Consider the following 16,596-nt stretch of genomic DNA (forward strand, 5'->3'; position numbering starts at 1 on the left):
ACGTGTCCCTCCTATTTTAATTTTTTCGTCAAGTTTTGCTTACATGCAAAGATGTGTTCATTTCGAGTTGATTCATCCGTCCGATCATAGAAGCTTCTTTAGTATTCCGCAAAATGTGAAACCAACACATAACAATCCATCTAGGCAAAAAAAGGCTGAATCCAGATATTCAGCCAGCTGACAAAATTTTCATCATATGTATTGTTCCAATGATGAACAAAAAGACCCTGCTTTTATTTTACACGAAAACTCCATTACCTGCTGACATCCAGCTCGTTTCAAACACAAAAAAAAGAGCGAAATCGCTCTTTTCTCGTTTTACCCTTTATTTAAAAAATAAGACCTAGCGGGAAGCCGCCATTTGAATAGGTAGGAACAAACCCTGCATACGACGAGGATGAGAAACAGCAAATACAAAGCAATCTCTCCTTGTGCTAAACCGAGTCCTACGAGTAAGCCGCCAAGTGCTGCCCAGACTGCGTAAATCTCCGCTTTTAGCACAAGCGGCTTTCGCCCTGCCAATAAATCACGCACAATTCCGCCACCGCTTCCAGTCAGAATGGCTGCCACAATGACCGCACTGAGCGGAAGCTCTCTTTGCACAGCAAATAATGCACCTTGAATCGCAAACGCTGCTAAGCCAATCGCATCCGAGAAATTCCCCCATGTGCTCCAGTGCTTGAGCAAAAGCTTTGGAAAAAGAAACACAATCGTAATGGATACAAGAGCAATGGTAAACATCTTGCCCTGTGACCATAAAGCAGACACCGGAAGACCGATTAATAGATTCCGAATCGCTCCACCGCCAAATGCTGTCACAATCCCTAAAATGTACACACCAAGAATATCGTACTCTTCCTCCATTGCCACTATCGCACCACTAATGGCGAACGCGATAATACCAATGATACTTAAGACTTCCCATGCCATTTTCCGCTTATCTCCTTACATGATCTGATCATCTAACACTACTCCCTTAATGTATATCTGACATAAGCGAAAAGCAATACAAATTTTCTTTAAATTTTATCTTTTTGCAAAAATAAAAAATAGCCCGCTAAAAAGCAGGCTATCTCTCAATCTTCTCTTGCATTTAACAGCAGCATACTGATGATAATCAGAATAAATGCAATAAGTGCTAATAGCGGAATGGTGATAAAACCAAACCAGTTCAAATAATCAACAGAACAAGGAATGCCGCTGAGGCAAGGGCGAATCGACGCAAAGCCTGGGATCTTTTGTTCCATATAATGATAGATGGAAAAGCCAGCACCGATTACAGCTAAAGGCAGTACGTAATACTTCACTTTGACATCACCCCGGAACGTAGCAATTCCAAGTAAAAGCACGAGCGGGTACATGAAAATACGCTGGAACCAGCACATATCGCATGGAATAAACTTTTTGATTTCACTTAAATACAGGCTGCTCATCGTCGCAACGATCGAGACAATCCAAGCACTGTACAAGTAAATAAGCTTATTCTTCATGATTTCTTCCCTTTAAGCTCTTGATCAATTAATTCTTTGATTTCATCATAGTCATAGAAGTTTTGAACTTGTTTATTGTTAATGAAAATCGTTGGTGTTGAATTCACTTTGTATTTGTTCACAAGCTGATCGTCTGTGTTCAACTGCGGCTGATACGTTTTCTTTGATAGGTTATCTTTGAGTTTGTCCGTATTAATTTTTGTTGTCTTTTTCGCTAATTCAGTCAGCTTAGCAGGCGTAACCCATTCTGCTTCACTATCTGGCTGTGCTTGATAGACAGCTTCATGGAATGCCCAGAAGTTTTTTGGATCTTCTTTCCATACTTCTTCAGAAGCTAGTGCTGCTAACACTGCGCCATCTCCATGAACAGGCAGTGGCAAGTTAATAAATGAAAATGATACATCGCCTTTATCTATGTAGTCTGCTTTCAGTTTTGGGAAAATGTCTGTTTCGAATGATTTACATGACGGACATTTGTAGTCCCCAAACTCGACAATTTGCACCGCTGCATCTTTGTCTCCTATGACAGGCTGTCCTTTAATCGAAGGCTTACTGTCAACTGTTTGTGCTTCTTGGCTGTTCTTGTTTCCAATCACAACAAATATACCGATGAGAAGAGCTGCGATGATGGTTAAAATGACAGCAAATTTAATGGATGAAGATTGATTATTTTTCTTACTCACATAAGCACCTACCTTATCTTTTTCATTCCTTTTAAAAAAGAAAAGGGATAATAGCTTAGAAAAATGCCATTATCCAACTTCTTCTATTTTAACAAGAGGGGGTCCATTATGAAAGATGGTATTCATGAAATTTTCCTTACAATTTTATTTCATGACCCTCATCGCATTTAAAACAGCGAGTACGGTGACACCGACATCCGAGAAGACGGCTTCCCACATCGTCGCAATTCCGAATGCTCCGAGTAATAGGAAAACGCCTTTGACACCAAGGGCAAATGCGATATTCTGCCAGACAATCCTTCTTGTTCGTTTTGCGACAGCGATGGCTTCTGCTACCTTTGATGGCTGGTCCGTCATGATGACGATATCAGCCGCTTCGACAGCTGCATCTGAACCAAGCCCGCCCATTGCAATTCCTATGTCCGCTCTTGCTAATACCGGTGTATCATTAATGCCGTCCCCAACAAATAATAGCTTTTCTTGAGGCGCTTTTTTCTGATCAATTTCTTCTAATTTCGTTACTTTGTCTTGCGGTAATAATTCTGCATGTACTTCATCAATGCCAATTTGCTTAGCGACCGCAGTTCCGACTTGCTTAGCATCACCAGTGAGCATGACGGTTTGAATACCAGACGCCTTTAGAGCAGAAACGGCTTCGATTGCATCGTCCTTTAATTCATCTGCGATCAAGATTGATCCGGCAAACTCACCGTTAATTGCCATGTACACAACGGTTCCGCTTCTTTTTTCTTTTTCATACGCAATGTCTTCTCGCTCCATCAAGCGATGATTTCCCGCTAAGACGTGAGATCCGCTGATGGTCGCTTTAATTCCATGTCCCGCGATATCCTCATATGCTTCGATCTGGCTTTCATCAAGCGGTGAGCTATATGCCGCTTTAATCGATTCTGCAATAGGGTGAGAGGAATGGGCTTCTGCTAGTGCTGCAAAAGAAAGCAGCTCTTCTTCTGACCACTTGTCACTGACTGTGGCAATATTGGTCACTGTAAAGTTTCCTTTTGTAAGCGTGCCCGTCTTATCAAATACCGCATATTTCACAGAATTCAATGCTTCTAAATAGTTACTGCCTTTGACAAGGATGCCTCGTTTAGACGCTGCCCCAATTCCCCCGAAAAACCCTAATGGAATGGATACAACAAGAGCACAAGGACAAGAGATCACGAGAAAGACAAGCGCCCGGTACACCCAGTCAGACAATTGTGCTGATGGAATAAGAAGCGGCGGCACAAAGGCAAGCAATAAGGCGAGCACGACGACAGCCGGTGTATAATATTTTGCAAACTTTGTGATGAAATTTTCTGTCTGTGCTTTTCGACTGCTTGCATTCTCAACCAAATCTAAAATTTTCGTCACTGCCGATTCGCTTAACTCTTTTTGGACTTCAATTTCAAGTATACCGTTTTGATTCACAAATCCTGCAAGAACTTCTTTTCCCGCTTCTACATCCCGCGGCACCGATTCCCCTGTTAATGCGGATGTATCAACAAGTGAGAAGCCCTCAATAACGAGCCCATCCAGCGGAATTTTTTCACCAGGCTTCACGACAATACGGTCACCGGCTTTTACTTCTTCTGGATTCACTTTTTTCGTTTCATTTCCAACTTTTAGATTCGCGTATTCTGGACGTATATTCATTAATTCACTAATTGAACGTCTTGAACGATTCACTGCCGCCCCTTGGAAGAGCTCTCCAATTTGGTAAAAGAGCATCACTGCCAGTGCCTCTGGATATTGCTGAATCACAAAAGCGCCAACTGTTGCAATGGTCATTAAAAAGTTCTCATCAAATACTTGGCCTCGCACGATATTTTTCAGCGCTTTAAAAACCACATCACCGCCGACTAGTAAATATGCTGCGAAGAACATAAGGAACTTTAATACACCATCTTCAGGTATAAAGAAAGCGGCTGTTCCAATGACTGCACCGCCAATTAATTTCAGCACAATCGTTTTTAAATTTTTTGTCCCATGATCATGATCGTGATGATGTCCTTCTTCTTTCGGTGATACACTCACATGAGGTTCAATGGACTGAACAGTTTTTTCAATACGCTTTGTCATCGTTTCTTGCTTATCTGCATGCGTCACAGTCATGGTGCCTGTCGCAAAGTTAACAGAGCAAGCTTCCACTCCATCCATTTTGCTGACACCTGTTTCTATTTTACGTGCACAGTTGCCGCAATCAAGACCGCTTAATACGTATTCATCCTTCATCTTTTTCATGTTCTCACCTTTTTCTATATGATAAGTAACGTTCCCTGGATCGATTCAACCTATTAAAAATTAAAAACTTTATATATGAGCATATATTCATATATTGGATTACCCTTATTATATGAGGATTTCTTATCTTCTGTCAATCATTTATGAAGAAATAATTGGTTTTTTGTGTCCCATTCTGTCACACGGATTTTCAATAAACCAAGCTCATGTCCCCCGCTCACCACATAACATAAAAACGATCGTTTGATCTCTGACAGAATAAGTGCAGTTTTTTCTCTTTACAAAAGAAGGACAGACGCTTAGAATGAAATAAAAGTTTCCTCAAGGAAACAAATTAGCGTTAGAGAATCATTTCATCCTTTAGTCAAAATTATTTAATGTATGCATATATCTTTAGGAAGTGCAATGATGATCGAAAGGGGCCGCAAGAGATGCCAAATGCTTTAACAATCGACCGTCTTCATGTCTCATATCACGGGCAGGATGCTTTAGAGAACATCTCTCTTTCCATACAGGAAGGAACGATGACAGGAATCATAGGTCCAAATGGTGCCGGTAAATCGACTTTACTCAAGGCATGCTTGGATTTAATTGAAAAAGATCAAGGGGATATTCGCTTTTTTGAACAGCCCTTTAAACAAGTTAGAAAACAGATCGCCTATGTACCACAAAGAAATGATCTAGACTGGACGTTTCCTATTCATGTGCTGGATACCGTCCTACTTGGAACATATCCGAAGCTTGGCCTGATCAAACGTCCGAAAAAAGAAGACCGGGCATATGCGTACCACTGTTTAGAAAAAGTCGGCATGCAGGACTTTGCCAAAAGACAAATTGGTGAGTTATCCGGCGGTCAGCAGCAGCGTGTCTTCCTTGCAAGAGCACTTGCGCAAAACGCACAGCTCTTCTGTTTGGATGAACCATTTGTTGGAATTGATATGGCAAGTGAAGAAACGATGATTCGCATTTTGAAGGAATTACGGGATGAAGGAAAAACCATTTTGGTGGTCCATCATGATTTAAGTAAAGCCGATGATTACTTCAGCCATCTCGTTCTGTTAAATAAAAAACTCATCAAAGCTGGACCTGTACACGATATCCTTCGCCCAGAGGTCATGCTGGAGGCATATGAAACGCAGCTACCATTCTTAAAATCAGCAGGAGGAGACGTGTAATGGAATTTTTAACCGGACTCTTTGAATATGCGTTTTTACAAAAAGCATTATTTACATCCGTGATGGTAGGCATTATTTGCGGGGTCATTGGCTGCTTTATCATTTTACGGGGCATGGCCTTGATGGGAGACGCCATATCGCATGCTGTGCTGCCAGGTGTCGCCATCTCTTATATGCTGGGAATTAACTTTTTCTTCGGAGCCGTCTTAACTGGCGTATTAACAGCGATTGGGATCGGATATGTGAGTCAAAACAGCCGCATTAAAAATGACTCTGCGATTGGCATTGTCTTCACCGCTTTTTTCTCAATCGGGATCATCTTGATCACATTTTTGAAAAGTTCCAGTGATTTATATCATATCTTGTTTGGAAACGTTCTAGCTGTTCGATCATCTGATATGTGGATTACGCTTGGCATCGGCATTTTTATCCTGCTGGCCGTCATCATTTTCTACAAAGAATTGCTCATTAGTTCATTTGATCCGGTGATTTCTTCGGTTTACGGTTTACCGAATCGAATGATCCATTATTTTCTCATGACCTTGTTGACCCTTGTGACCGTTGCTTCACTACAAACTGTTGGGATTATTCTTGTCGTTGCCATGCTTATTACGCCGGCAGCCACTGCGTATCTCTTAACAGACCGGCTATGGATTATGATTTATTTATCTGCATTTTTCGGGGCAGTTTCTGCCGTTGCCGGTCTTGGGCTTAGTTTTACGTATAACTTGTCGTCTGGCGCTTCTATCGTGCTAGTTGCGACCATTTTATTCGGGAGTGCCTTTATCCTTTCACCAAAGCAAGGAATTCTATGGAGATCATTAAGATCTAAACGAAAACGAACGCAGCTAAAAAAGGAAGCGTCTATGTAAAAGGAGGACATATATGAAGAAGGTATTTGCAATCCGTTTGACCGCAGTATTCATTGCCCTTATGGTCATCACAGGCTGTTCTACAAAACAAAATAATTCCGGCAAAGATGACGGCACATTAAAAGTCGTCACGACCTACTCCATTCTTTATGACATTGTGAAGGAAGTAGGCGGAGAGCATGTCTCTATTCACAGCATTGTTCCCATTGGTACAGACCCACATGAATTTGACCCACTGCCAAAGGATGTTCAGCATACAACGGATGCAGACCTTGTTCTATATAATGGCTTAAACCTTGAAACAGGGAATGGCTGGTTTCAAAAGCTGCTCGAATCGAGTGGCAAGGACGGGGATGATGCACCTGTAGCCGAAATGAGTAAAGGCGTCAAAGTAAAACATTTATCTTCAAAAGGCCTCGAAAGCCAGCAGGACCCACATGCTTGGCTAAATGTCGAAAATGGGATTCTGTATGCTAAAAATGCCAGAGATGCACTTATTAAAGCGGACCCTGAGCATCAAGAGGATTACGAAAAAAATGCAGAAGACTATATCAAAAAGCTTCAAGCGCTTCATGATGAAGCAAAAGACAAGTTCGACCAGCTGCCGAAAGACAAAAAGCGTCTTGTGACAAGTGAGGGAGCCTTCAAGTATTTTGCAGATGCCTATGGACTAAAGGCAGGCTACATTTGGGAGATCAACACAGAGAATGAAGGAACACCTGGACAAATGAAGCGCATCATTCATTTCGTCAAAGATCATCAAGTGCCTGCGCTCTTTCTTGAAACAAGTGTCGATCCACGCAGCCTTGAAAGCCTATCTGAAGAAACTGGTGTTCCGATTAAAGGAAAAGTATTTACTGACTCCATTGGAAAGAAAGGTGAAGATGGGGACAGCTACTATAAGATGATGAAATGGAATATTGACATCATTTACAAAGGGCTTTCATCATAAGAAAAGACAGGCGGAGTGAGTTCGCCTGTCTTTTTTATTAGCTGGCTATATTTTGCGGGTGTTTTTTCGGCCAGATCACATAGCTGATGCTAATGACGAAATCAATGGCTAAGACCATTCCCCATACTCTCGCTAGTTGCATCAGTGCTTCCGTTCGTTCTGGTGCTTGGATGAGATAAGATAACCCAAATAGTAGACCGGCTCCGATGACATAAGAGACGAGATGCCGCGTCCAGCCGACTATTTCATATACAGACCGTTCCTTCCCGTACTTTGGTCTTCCCTTCGGCTTAGGGCCTCCTGCAAATCGATAAGCAAACCGGACATCTGCCCATTTCACCATTTGATGTCCAAAAGCGAGACTCACCCCAATATAAACAGCTGCGAGCCCGTGAATGACACTTGCCACAGCCCCCTCTCTTAAATCCATATACGTCGCTGCAAGAAGTATGAGATCCAAAATCGGTGTACAAATGAGGAAGAAGGCGCCCCACTTTTTCTGTCTAAACACATAACGAAGTGTTAACCCCACCAGAATAAACAGCCAAAAGCCAATTTCACATGCCACAATCAATAACCCGATCAATATTCACCACATCCTTTTTAATACGATTGTATTAAATAAAAAATAACACAACTGTGTTAAAAAAACAATAGCTGTGCTAAAATCAATGTATGCCAAAAATCGTCGATCACTATAAACAAAAACAAAAAGTCGCTCAAGCTGCCATGAGAGTGATTAAACAGGATGGATTGGAAAACGCTTCTGTACGAAAAGTAGCGGTAGAAGCTGGCATTTCAGCGGGCTCTATGCGTCATTATTTCTCCACACAGCAGGAGCTATTTCTTTTCTCTATGACATTGATTCAGGAAAGAGTCAAAGAGCGGATGACAGGACTTCAGCTGAACGGTTCAACGGAAGAAAATGTCCTCGCGTTATTGGAGCAGGTTCTCCCACTTGATGAAGAACGAAGATTTGAAATGGAGGTGTGGCAGGCTTTTACAGTCAAGTCGATGACTGAACCTGATTTACAGCCGCTCAATGCAAAGATGTATGACGAGCTTTTCCAAATGACCCAATATTGTTTAATGAAATTAAAAGAGGATGGGCTCTTGCTTGATCATATCGATCTTTTAGTCGAAACTGAGCGGCTTTATGCGGTCATCAATGGGCTTGCATTGAATGGAATCTTGCAGCCTCATCGCTTACCGCCTCAGCTCATACGCTCCGTACTGCAGATGCACATGCAATCCATCACCAAAAAAGACATGTCTCCCTCATGAGGGAGCATGTCTTTTTTTAATCTTCCATAAAAATACGTTTTGCTTCGTAGTAGAGCACCTGTACAAATTTCTTCACATTGATACGGGTATGTTCTTCTCTACCGCTCGTCTCTTTTGTTAATTCACTCATTTTCTTTCGCACGATGGTGAAATCAAAGAATTTAGAAGCGTAATTTTCAAAGGTCGGATGAGAAAAATCAGTTAACCCAAGTGAAGCGATGTGTTTCAAGGATTGGTTGATCGCACGCCTCACCCGCTGTTCCGCTGCTTTCGCTTCTCTTGCAATGTCTGCCGATGTGTAAGGCTCATTTAATTTATCCTCGGTGACACCCGTGAAAATGACCTTTAAAGAAGGAAATGAATCATGATGTTCGGTATGTAGCGCTAAATACTGATCTGTGAAGAGGATCATATCTAATAAATCTTTAGATCCCTTTTCGCCCACAATTCCAAGCTCTGCAAGCAAGAACTGGCCTGCCTCTGCAAGACTTTTCCCACGCTGCTTCGTTTTCGTCTGACCGCGCTGCTGAAACTGCATGACGGATTTGAGTGAGTGCTGAATATTTTCAATTGAATGCTCTAAATGAAGCCGCTCAATCATGAGGTGGAGCACACTTAAGACCTCTACACGATTGATTGGCTTTGTCACATAATACTCGACACCAAGCGTATACGCCTGGCCGATTAATTCCTTTGTTTCTACCTGTGACAGCATTAAGTATTTGCCATGAAACTCATCCTTAATGGCTCGTATCGTTTCAAGTCCGTCTCGTTCCGGCATCAATAGATCAATACATAAGATATCAATGTGCAAATCATTTAAGTAGCTTGCCGTTAACTCTGCGCCATCCTCTGCTTCTCCCGCGACGAAGCCAAGCTCTTCATCTTCAATGAGCTGAGCGAGTGAAGAACGCACGGCTTCATCATCATCCACAATAAAAAATCTCATCTCCCAATCCCCTCTTTTCTACTAACTTGATCCATTGGTATCGTTAACGTGAAAGTCGTTTGTTTATTTGGGATACTCTTCATCTCAACACTTCCGCCAAGCTTCTCCGCTGTATCCTTTACATAGGAAAGACCGATACCGCTTGATGGATTCCCAGCCTGATCGTATTTTAAAGTAAAACCGGGTTTAAAAATCACATGATGATTACGCTCTTTAATGCCAGGCCCGTTGTCACTAATTTGAAAGATCACATGGCTCTCTTTCTGGGAAATAGAGAGTGACACCTCTCCATCCACCGGAATGGCTTCGACAGCATTGGAAACGATATTATTTAACAAAGATAGAATGGTATACACGTGATAGACGGGATGCTGCCCATCTTCATCATAATGAAAGACAATGTTTTTTTTAAGAGATTCTGCGTAATTTTCATGAATACGAATCACGAGCCCAGCAATATGCGCAGGACTTGCATACGCCTGAAAATTTTCTTCATGAATCAGCTTTGATAATGCAGAAAAAATCCGCTGGTTATCCTTTTTGATCTCATGCACCTCTCCTGCGATTTGCAGGGCTGTTTTTCCGAGCTTTTTCAAATCCAATGACTCTGCATCCTTTGCGTGATGCAGGGATTGATACAATTGATAGGATGTCGCTGTAATGTGCTCAGCATGTGCAAGTGTTTTATGAAAGTATGTAGATTCCGTGTAAAGATTAGACAGGAGCATGAGCAGATGTTCCTTTTCCTTTTTCATCTGACGCTCTCTCGCCTGCTCTTCATATAATCGAATCATTGTATAACAAGCCAACACGAAAAAGCTTCTGAAAATCGCCAACACGAAAAGTTGAAACAGCGTCCGCATCGTTAAAATTTCATCGATGGTGCCACGAAGTGCAATCATTTCAACAACGCTCGCGCATAGCTCCATGATGATACCTGTCGCTCCAATCAGCCAAGGCTGATCACGGAAACGTCTGACCTTTAATAAATAAAAGAGCGTGCCGTAGACGACGTAATAAAGCAGGGAAGGAAATCTTAAAGAAATCGCCTCTTCCAGCGGAAGATGACCTGTGACGGCTGTATCAAGAAGCACGCGAAACGCAAAAACAGAAACCCCTGCAATGATACCGCTTGCCCATGCTGGGAATTTTTTCATTTGGAGTAGGATAAAGAAAAAGACAACGGTTCCAAAGCTGACCCGAAAGCTGTCCTCAAATGGATAAAATTTAAACTCTCCGCCAATCGGTGTCAGTACAATGAGCATCACAATTAAATAAGGCTCTGTATTTAGCCATTTTTTCAGTAGATTCAAACGCAGTCACATCCCTAATAATTGACGATAGTATACTATGTGGGCTTGAGAAAAACAAACATCCATAAAAAAGCGCACACCGGAACTTTGTCGGTGTGCGCTTCTCATGATGCTGCTTAATCTTCTAAACGATCCTTTTCTAAAAGTGATGCGCCAGCAATACCTGGTTTAGTCATTTCAAAAGGATTCAAGATGACATCAAGCTCTTCCTCTGATAAAACATCATTTTGCAGACAAAGCTCACGTACAGATACGCCTGTAAGAATCGCTTCTCTGGCAATTCGTGCAGCAGCTTCATAACCAATATGCGGATTCACCGCTGTCATGACACCAGCACTTTTTTCTACATATTCTTTTAATCTAGATTCATCTGCTTTTAGGTCACGCAAGCAGTTGTCTACGAAGGACTCAAAGACATTTTTCATGATGCTGAGAGATTGAAGCAAGTTGAACACAAGGACTGGTTCCATCACGTTCAGCTCAAGCTGACCAGCCTCTGATGCAAGACAGATCGTGTGGTCATTTCCGATGACTTGGAATGCTACTTGGTTCATGACCTCTGGCATCACTGGGTTGACTTTCCCTGGCATGATGGATGAACCTGGCTGTCTTGGTGGCAAGTGAAGCTCACCAAAGCCTGCTCTTGGACCTGATGCCATCAAGCGAATATCGTTCGCCATTTTAGACATATTCATCATACATACTTTCAGTGCAGCTGATACTTCTGTATAAGCATCCGTATTTTGCGTGGCATCGACTAAGTCTTCAGCTCCAACTAACGGTAATCCGCTAATGTCAGATAGATAGCCAACCACCTGGCGAATATATTTAGGATCAGCATTTAAGCCAGTTCCGACTGCTGTTGCACCCATATTGACTTCATATAAATGCTGTTTAGACTGCTTGATACGTTTAATATCACGAGCAAGAACCTTTGCATAAGCACTAAACTCTTGACCAAGTCTGATTGGAACAGCGTCCTGAAGATGCGTACGTCCCATTTTGATGACATGATCGAATTCTTGCGCTTTTTCTGTCATAACTTGATGCATGTTTTCCATCGTATAAAGTAGTTTTTCAATCATATTCAATGTTGAAATATGAATCGCTGTTGGGAAAACGTCGTTTGTTGACTGCGACATGTTCACATGCGTGTTTGGACTTAGCTCAGTATAAGCGCCTTTTTCCTTTCCTAGTAGTTCAAGCGCTCTGTTTGCAATGACTTCATTGGCATTCATATTCATTGAAGTGCCAGCCCCGCCTTGAATTGGATCGACAATAAATTGATTGTTCCATTTTCCTTCAATAACCTCATCTGCGGCTTGAACAATTTTTTCTCCAAGACCAGAATATAGTCGCTTTGTATCCATATTTGCAAGTGCGGCTGCCTTTTTGACAATCCCTAATGCTTTGATGAGTTCCTCATGAACATGGTAGCCAGTAATTGGAAAGTTCTCTACTGCACGTAATGTTTGAATTCCATAATACGCTTGAGTGTCTACTTCCTTTTCACCTAGAAAGTCTCGTTCGATTCGAACTTGCTTGTCCTGTAGCTTCGTCATTTGAAAAGATCTCCTTTTACGCTGCTTTTGTTTGTTGTTTTAATTCCTCAATATACTTCTTCGATTTCTCTTGATCAAAAACTTTTTCCCACTTAGACATGACAATGGCTGCAAGTGAGTTACCAAATACGTTAACAGTTGTACGAACCATGTCAAGAATACGGTCGATCCCAACGATGAAGGCAAGTCCTTCAAGCGGCAGTCCCATTGCACCAAGTGTTGTGATAACAACAACGATTGATGCACCTGGTACACCAGCCATTCCTTTAGATGTCAGCATCAAGATTAATAGTAACGTAATTTGCTCATAGATGGAAAGTGGCATGCCGTACATTTGTGCAACAAATATGGCGGCAATGGATTGATAGATGGCACTTCCATCTAAGTTAAAGGTGTAGCCTGTTGGGATAACGAACGACGTGATCGCTTTCGGGCAGCCGAACTTCTCCATTTTATCCATTAGTCTAGGCAGTACAGCTTCTGAACTTGCTGTTGAGAATGCAAGAATGATTTCTTCTTTTAGCACTCTAAATAGTGTAAAGACGCTTGTTCCAGCTAATTTTGCGATAATGCCAAGTACGACAATCACGAAGAATGCCATTGTGCCGTAAACGACAAGTACCAGCTTACCTAGCGGGAGAAGCGCTCCGACCCCGAATTTGATCACCGTCACACTGATGAGCGCGAATACACCAAATGGTGCAAACTTCATCACTTTATTGGTCACCCAGAACATGGCTTCGAGTATACCCTCAAAGAATCCTAACACTGGTTTCCCTTTGTCTCCTACTGCGGCAATTCCTAATCCGAATAAGACGGTAAAGAAGATCGTTGGTAATAGATCACCTTCTGCAATGGATTGGAAAACGTTTGTTGGCACTAGATGCACAATCGTTTCAGAGAAACTTGCTTTTTCGGAAGAAGCTTTCGATGTCTCTTCATATTTAGAGATATCGCCTTTTTCCATGTTGCTCATGTCAATTCCTGTACCAGGATGGAAGACGTTTGCTGCAAGCAGTCCTACTGCTAATGCAATCGTTGTCACAATTTCGAAGTAAAGAATCGTTTTCCCACCGAGTCTTCCGATGGTTTTCATATCCCCTACACCAGCTACTGCTACAATCAACGCAGCAATAACAATTGGAAGAACGATCATTTTAATTAAATGGATGAATATATCGCCAATCGGCGTTAACACATTAATAACGGTTTCATTTTGATAAAACAGCGCTCCCACGATAACACCCAGAACAAGTGCAATGAGTATTTGTGAAGCTAACCCTAACTTTTTCATACGTGAACCCCCTTTTTTTGATAACGCTTTCTTTGTTGCTTAATCGCATCTTAACGATGAACCTACAAAAAACGACAAAAAGGAACAAAAAGAAGTGAATTTTTTATGAAAAATCTTTTAAAAGGTGGGTTTTTCCACAAAATTGTTAAAAAAAGACTCCGCTTTTGGGCGAAGTCCTAATGATTTTGCATTTGTTCACTTGGTGTATCTTGTTGTGGATAAAATCTATCGTATATCGCATATCCAATAAGGACAAGAGCAACGTAGAACAATGCACTAATCGTCCAAATCCATTTGACATTCAGCTTCATTGTGCCACTCCCTCTCTAACCGGTTTCAATCGCTGCAATCTGAGCGCATTCAATACAACCGACACGGAGCTAAAAGCCATTGCTGCTCCTGCAAGCCATGGCGCAAGAAGTCCTAAAGCAGCTATCGGTATCCCAATACAATTATAAGCAAGCGCCCAAAATAGATTTTGCTTGATGTTTCTCATCGTTTTTTGACTAAATTCAAGCGCATCAGCAATGGCATGGAGGTCTCCTGTCATGAGTGTGATATCTGCTGCTTCCATGGCGACATCTGTCCCAGTTCCAACTGCCATCCCAATATTCGCTGTCGCAAGGGCCGGGGCATCATTAATACCATCTCCGACCATGGCGACTTTCTTTCCTTGTTCCTGAAGCGCCGCGATGTGAGCCGCCTTTTCCTCAGGCAGGACTTCAGCAATGACATGATCAATGCCCGCCTGTTTCGCAATCGCCTCTGCTGTCATCTTGTTATCACCTGTCATCATCACGACGTGAATCCCTTGCTTTTTCAGACGCTTGATCGCTTGAGGTGAAGATGATTTGATTGTATCTGCGACCGCGACAATGCCAGCGACTTCGCCGTCAATCGCGACAAGCATAGCCGTTTTACCTTGCTGCTCCAGCATTGTAACGGATGCTTCGACTTGATCATATGGGATATGATGTTTCTGTAATAGCTTACGCGTCCCAATCAAAAGCTTGCGCCCTGCTGCCTTTGCTTCAATTCCATGACCTGGGTCAGCTTGGAAGGCTTCAATCTCGACCGCTTCAAGACCTTGTTCCTTCATTCCGTCTGTGATGGCTCTAGCAAGCGGATGTTCCGACTGCTGTTCTGCTGATCCTGCTAGCTGTAGCAGCGCATCTTCTGTCCAATTGGCATATGCCAGCACATCTGTCAGACTCGGCTCCCCTTTTGTCACAGTTCCTGTTTTATCTAAAACCACCGTGTCGAGTGATTGAGTCACTTCTAAATGCTCTCCGCCTTTAAACAAAATACCTGATTCAGCTGCACGGCCGCTCCCAGCCATAATCGAGGTTGGTGTGGCAAGGCCGAGCGCACACGGACATGCGATGACGATGACCGCTATAAAGGTTTCAAGTGCTGCTGTCACATTTCCTGGATCAACAAAGAAAAACCAGATCAGGAAGGTGAGCACTGCAATTCCTACAACAATGGGAACGAATATCCCTGAAATTTGATCTGCCATCCTTTGAATCGGTGCTTTTGAGCCCTGTGCTTGTTCTACGACTTTAATAATCTGTGAAAGGGCGGTCTCTTTCCCAACCTTTGTCGCTTTCACTTTCACAAACCCATTTTTATTGATGGTTGCCCCAATGACCGCATCACCAGCCGTTTTATCAACAGGCAGACTTTCGCCCGTAATCATGGACTCATCAATTGCGGTTGTTCCCTCCACGATTTCTCCATCTACCGGCACTTTCTCTCCCGGTTTGACAAACACAAGATCATTCACTTTCACTTCAGAAATAGGAACAGTCATCTCTTTCCCATCTCGCTCGATGACCGCTTCTTTCGCTTGTAGACCCATTAGCTTTTGAATCGCTTCTGATGATCTCCCTTTTGCTCTTGCTTCCATTAATTTTCCGAGAACGATCAACGTAATGAGTACAGCACTTGTTTCGTAATAGAGGGCTGCCTCATGTGTGCCTTGAACCGCTGACTGAATGCTTTCATATAAACTATAGAAAAACGCAGCTGATGTCCCAAGTGCGACAAGAACATCCATGTTGGCACTTTTATTACGTAACGCTTTATACGCACCTACATAGAAGGGCCATCCGACAATGAACTGAACGGGCGCTGCTAACGCCAGTTGAACCCAAGGATTCATGAACGCTTCAGGCAGCCAAATAAAAGACGTGAAAGAAAAATGACTGACCATTGCCCAAAGAAGTGGCAGTGACAGGATCATTGAGAATAGAAAGCGTGCCGTCTGCTTCTCTATTGCTGCTTGGCGATGATCTTTTTTTCCTTCCTCTGCTTCATCTGCAGCTGGTTCAATTAAAGAATACCCAATGGACTGAACCGCTTGCTTTATATCACTTGTAGACGTTTGGCCTGGGTGATACGTGACCTGAAGGGTCTCCAGCGCAAAGTTCACAGATCCGTGATCGACACCATCCATCCGATTTATTTTTTTCTCGATTCGGTTGGCACACGCTGCACACGTCATTCCTTCTATATCAAATTCTGCTTGCTCCATCACCACATCGTAGCCGAGGGATTGAATTTTTTGCTTGAGATCATCTGGTGTGAGTTGTTCTGCTTCATACACAATATGAGATGTTTCCAGCGCCAAATTCACATTGGCATCCTCTACACCTTCCAGCCTGTTCAATCCCTTTTCAATTCGTCCTGCACAGGCAGCACAGGTCATCCCCGTAATTTGAAAGTCGATTTCCTTCTTCATTGACCTCACCTCTCCATATACACCATGGGGGTATT

Annotated in this window: 15 protein-coding genes; 4 read left to right on the top strand and 11 right to left on the bottom strand. The window is 42.6% G+C overall.

The annotated features are described in order from the left end of the window. Positions 1-318 precede the first annotated feature (318 nt). The 4 genes from MHB79_RS15445 to MHB79_RS15460 all read right to left on the bottom strand — a co-directional run bounded on the left by MHB79_RS15445 (position 319) and on the right by MHB79_RS15460 (position 4,417). Positions 319-930 carry a trimeric intracellular cation channel family protein gene (locus tag MHB79_RS15445; protein ID WP_003212961.1) on the bottom strand — a complete coding sequence of 204 codons (612 nt, stop codon included), beginning with the start codon at positions 928-930 and terminating at the stop codon, positions 319-321. Between the two features lie 146 nt (positions 931-1,076). Beyond that, positions 1,077-1,490: a disulfide oxidoreductase gene (locus tag MHB79_RS15450; RefSeq protein WP_284907332.1), complete on the bottom strand. Its 414-nt coding sequence runs from the start codon at positions 1,488-1,490 to the stop codon at positions 1,077-1,079. Continuing rightward, complete coding sequence (locus tag MHB79_RS15455; protein ID WP_251190820.1) at positions 1,487-2,173, bottom strand: DsbA family protein; 687 nt, start codon at positions 2,171-2,173, stop codon at positions 1,487-1,489. The genes MHB79_RS15450 and MHB79_RS15455 overlap by 4 nt, the downstream gene beginning before the upstream one ends. Before the next feature lie 144 nt (positions 2,174-2,317). Continuing rightward, positions 2,318-4,417 (bottom strand): heavy metal translocating P-type ATPase, encoded by a 2,100-nt coding sequence (locus MHB79_RS15460; protein WP_285859639.1) that lies wholly within the window; start codon positions 4,415-4,417, stop codon positions 2,318-2,320. Between the two features lie 431 nt (positions 4,418-4,848). Between MHB79_RS15460 and MHB79_RS15465 the strand changes: the two genes are divergently transcribed. Genes MHB79_RS15465 through MHB79_RS15475 form a run of 3 tightly spaced genes read left to right on the top strand, consistent with a single transcriptional unit; the run spans position 4,849 to position 7,416 of the window. Next, entirely contained in the window at positions 4,849-5,592 is a 744-nt protein-coding gene (locus tag MHB79_RS15465) for a metal ABC transporter ATP-binding protein (protein WP_058013687.1), read from the top strand. Beyond that, positions 5,592-6,464, top strand: coding sequence for a metal ABC transporter permease (locus tag MHB79_RS15470; RefSeq protein WP_003212785.1), 873 nt, complete (start codon positions 5,592-5,594; stop codon positions 6,462-6,464). Before MHB79_RS15465 ends, MHB79_RS15470 begins: the two co-directional genes overlap by 1 nt. A gap of 13 nt (positions 6,465-6,477) precedes the next feature. Continuing rightward, complete coding sequence (locus MHB79_RS15475; protein WP_106032209.1) at positions 6,478-7,416, top strand: metal ABC transporter substrate-binding protein; 939 nt, start codon at positions 6,478-6,480, stop codon at positions 7,414-7,416. Between the two features lie 37 nt (positions 7,417-7,453). On the opposite strand, the gene MHB79_RS15480 is transcribed toward MHB79_RS15475, so the two are convergent. Continuing rightward, complete coding sequence (locus tag MHB79_RS15480) at positions 7,454-8,002, bottom strand: hypothetical protein (RefSeq protein ID WP_003213116.1); 549 nt, start codon at positions 8,000-8,002, stop codon at positions 7,454-7,456. Between the two features lie 89 nt (positions 8,003-8,091). Between MHB79_RS15480 and MHB79_RS15485 the strand changes: the two genes are divergently transcribed. Then, positions 8,092-8,700 (top strand): TetR/AcrR family transcriptional regulator, encoded by a 609-nt coding sequence (locus MHB79_RS15485; protein ID WP_050944148.1) that lies wholly within the window; start codon positions 8,092-8,094, stop codon positions 8,698-8,700. Positions 8,701-8,716: 16 nt separating this feature from the next. Here MHB79_RS15485 and MHB79_RS15490 read toward each other — a convergent pair whose 3' ends face one another. From MHB79_RS15490 to MHB79_RS15515, 6 genes are all read right to left on the bottom strand, one after another. After that, a complete protein-coding gene (locus MHB79_RS15490) occupies positions 8,717-9,649 on the bottom strand; it encodes a response regulator (protein WP_003212842.1) in 933 nt (310 codons plus the stop codon). Further along, on the bottom strand, positions 9,646-10,962 hold the full coding sequence (locus tag MHB79_RS15495) for a sensor histidine kinase (protein ID WP_003213283.1): 1,317 nt from the start codon (positions 10,960-10,962) through the stop codon (positions 9,646-9,648). The genes MHB79_RS15490 and MHB79_RS15495 overlap by 4 nt, the downstream gene beginning before the upstream one ends. A gap of 116 nt (positions 10,963-11,078) precedes the next feature. Continuing rightward, entirely contained in the window at positions 11,079-12,524 is a 1,446-nt protein-coding gene (gene aspA / locus MHB79_RS15500) for an aspartate ammonia-lyase (RefSeq protein WP_050944151.1), read from the bottom strand. Positions 12,525-12,540: 16 nt separating this feature from the next. After that, positions 12,541-13,818 (bottom strand): cation:dicarboxylate symporter family transporter, encoded by a 1,278-nt coding sequence (locus MHB79_RS15505; protein ID WP_003213370.1) that lies wholly within the window; start codon positions 13,816-13,818, stop codon positions 12,541-12,543. A 176-nt stretch (positions 13,819-13,994) separates the two neighbouring features. Beyond that, the gene (locus MHB79_RS15510) at positions 13,995-14,129 is read right to left on the bottom strand and encodes a hypothetical protein (protein WP_267885135.1); all 135 of its coding nucleotides are present in this window, start codon (positions 14,127-14,129) and stop codon (positions 13,995-13,997) included. Next, the gene (locus MHB79_RS15515) at positions 14,126-16,561 is read right to left on the bottom strand and encodes a heavy metal translocating P-type ATPase (RefSeq protein WP_340990146.1); all 2,436 of its coding nucleotides are present in this window, start codon (positions 16,559-16,561) and stop codon (positions 14,126-14,128) included. The genes MHB79_RS15510 and MHB79_RS15515 overlap by 4 nt, the downstream gene beginning before the upstream one ends. Positions 16,562-16,596: the final 35 nt, after the last annotated feature.

Origin of the sequence: Bacillus sp. FSL M7-0558 (genome assembly GCF_038003245.1) — a bacterium.
GTDB lineage: Bacteria > Bacillota > Bacilli > Bacillales > Bacillaceae > Bacillus > Bacillus pumilus.

Bases quoted from the DNA above. Each gene is read 5' to 3' on its own strand.
- MHB79_RS15445 (WP_003212961.1), bottom strand. From the start codon at position 930: ATGGCATGGGAAGTCTTAAGTATCATTGGTATTATCGCGTTCGCCATT.
- MHB79_RS15450 (WP_284907332.1), bottom strand. From the start codon at position 1,490: ATGAAGAATAAGCTTATTTACTTGTACAGTGCTTGGATTGTCTCGATC.
- MHB79_RS15460 (WP_285859639.1), bottom strand. From the start codon at position 4,417: ATGAAAAAGATGAAGGATGAATACGTATTAAGCGGTCTTGATTGCGGC.
- MHB79_RS15465 (WP_058013687.1), top strand. From the start codon at position 4,849: ATGCCAAATGCTTTAACAATCGACCGTCTTCATGTCTCATATCACGGG.
- MHB79_RS15470 (WP_003212785.1), top strand. From the start codon at position 5,592: ATGGAATTTTTAACCGGACTCTTTGAATATGCGTTTTTACAAAAAGCA.
- MHB79_RS15475 (WP_106032209.1), top strand. From the start codon at position 6,478: ATGAAGAAGGTATTTGCAATCCGTTTGACCGCAGTATTCATTGCCCTT.
- MHB79_RS15485 (WP_050944148.1), top strand. From the start codon at position 8,092: ATGCCAAAAATCGTCGATCACTATAAACAAAAACAAAAAGTCGCTCAA.
- MHB79_RS15490 (WP_003212842.1), bottom strand. From the start codon at position 9,649: ATGAGATTTTTTATTGTGGATGATGATGAAGCCGTGCGTTCTTCACTC.
- aspA (WP_050944151.1), bottom strand. From the start codon at position 12,524: ATGACGAAGCTACAGGACAAGCAAGTTCGAATCGAACGAGACTTTCTA.
- MHB79_RS15505 (WP_003213370.1), bottom strand. From the start codon at position 13,818: ATGAAAAAGTTAGGGTTAGCTTCACAAATACTCATTGCACTTGTTCTG.
- MHB79_RS15510 (WP_267885135.1), bottom strand. From the start codon at position 14,129: ATGAAGCTGAATGTCAAATGGATTTGGACGATTAGTGCATTGTTCTAC.
- MHB79_RS15515 (WP_340990146.1), bottom strand. From the start codon at position 16,561: ATGAAGAAGGAAATCGACTTTCAAATTACGGGGATGACCTGTGCTGCC.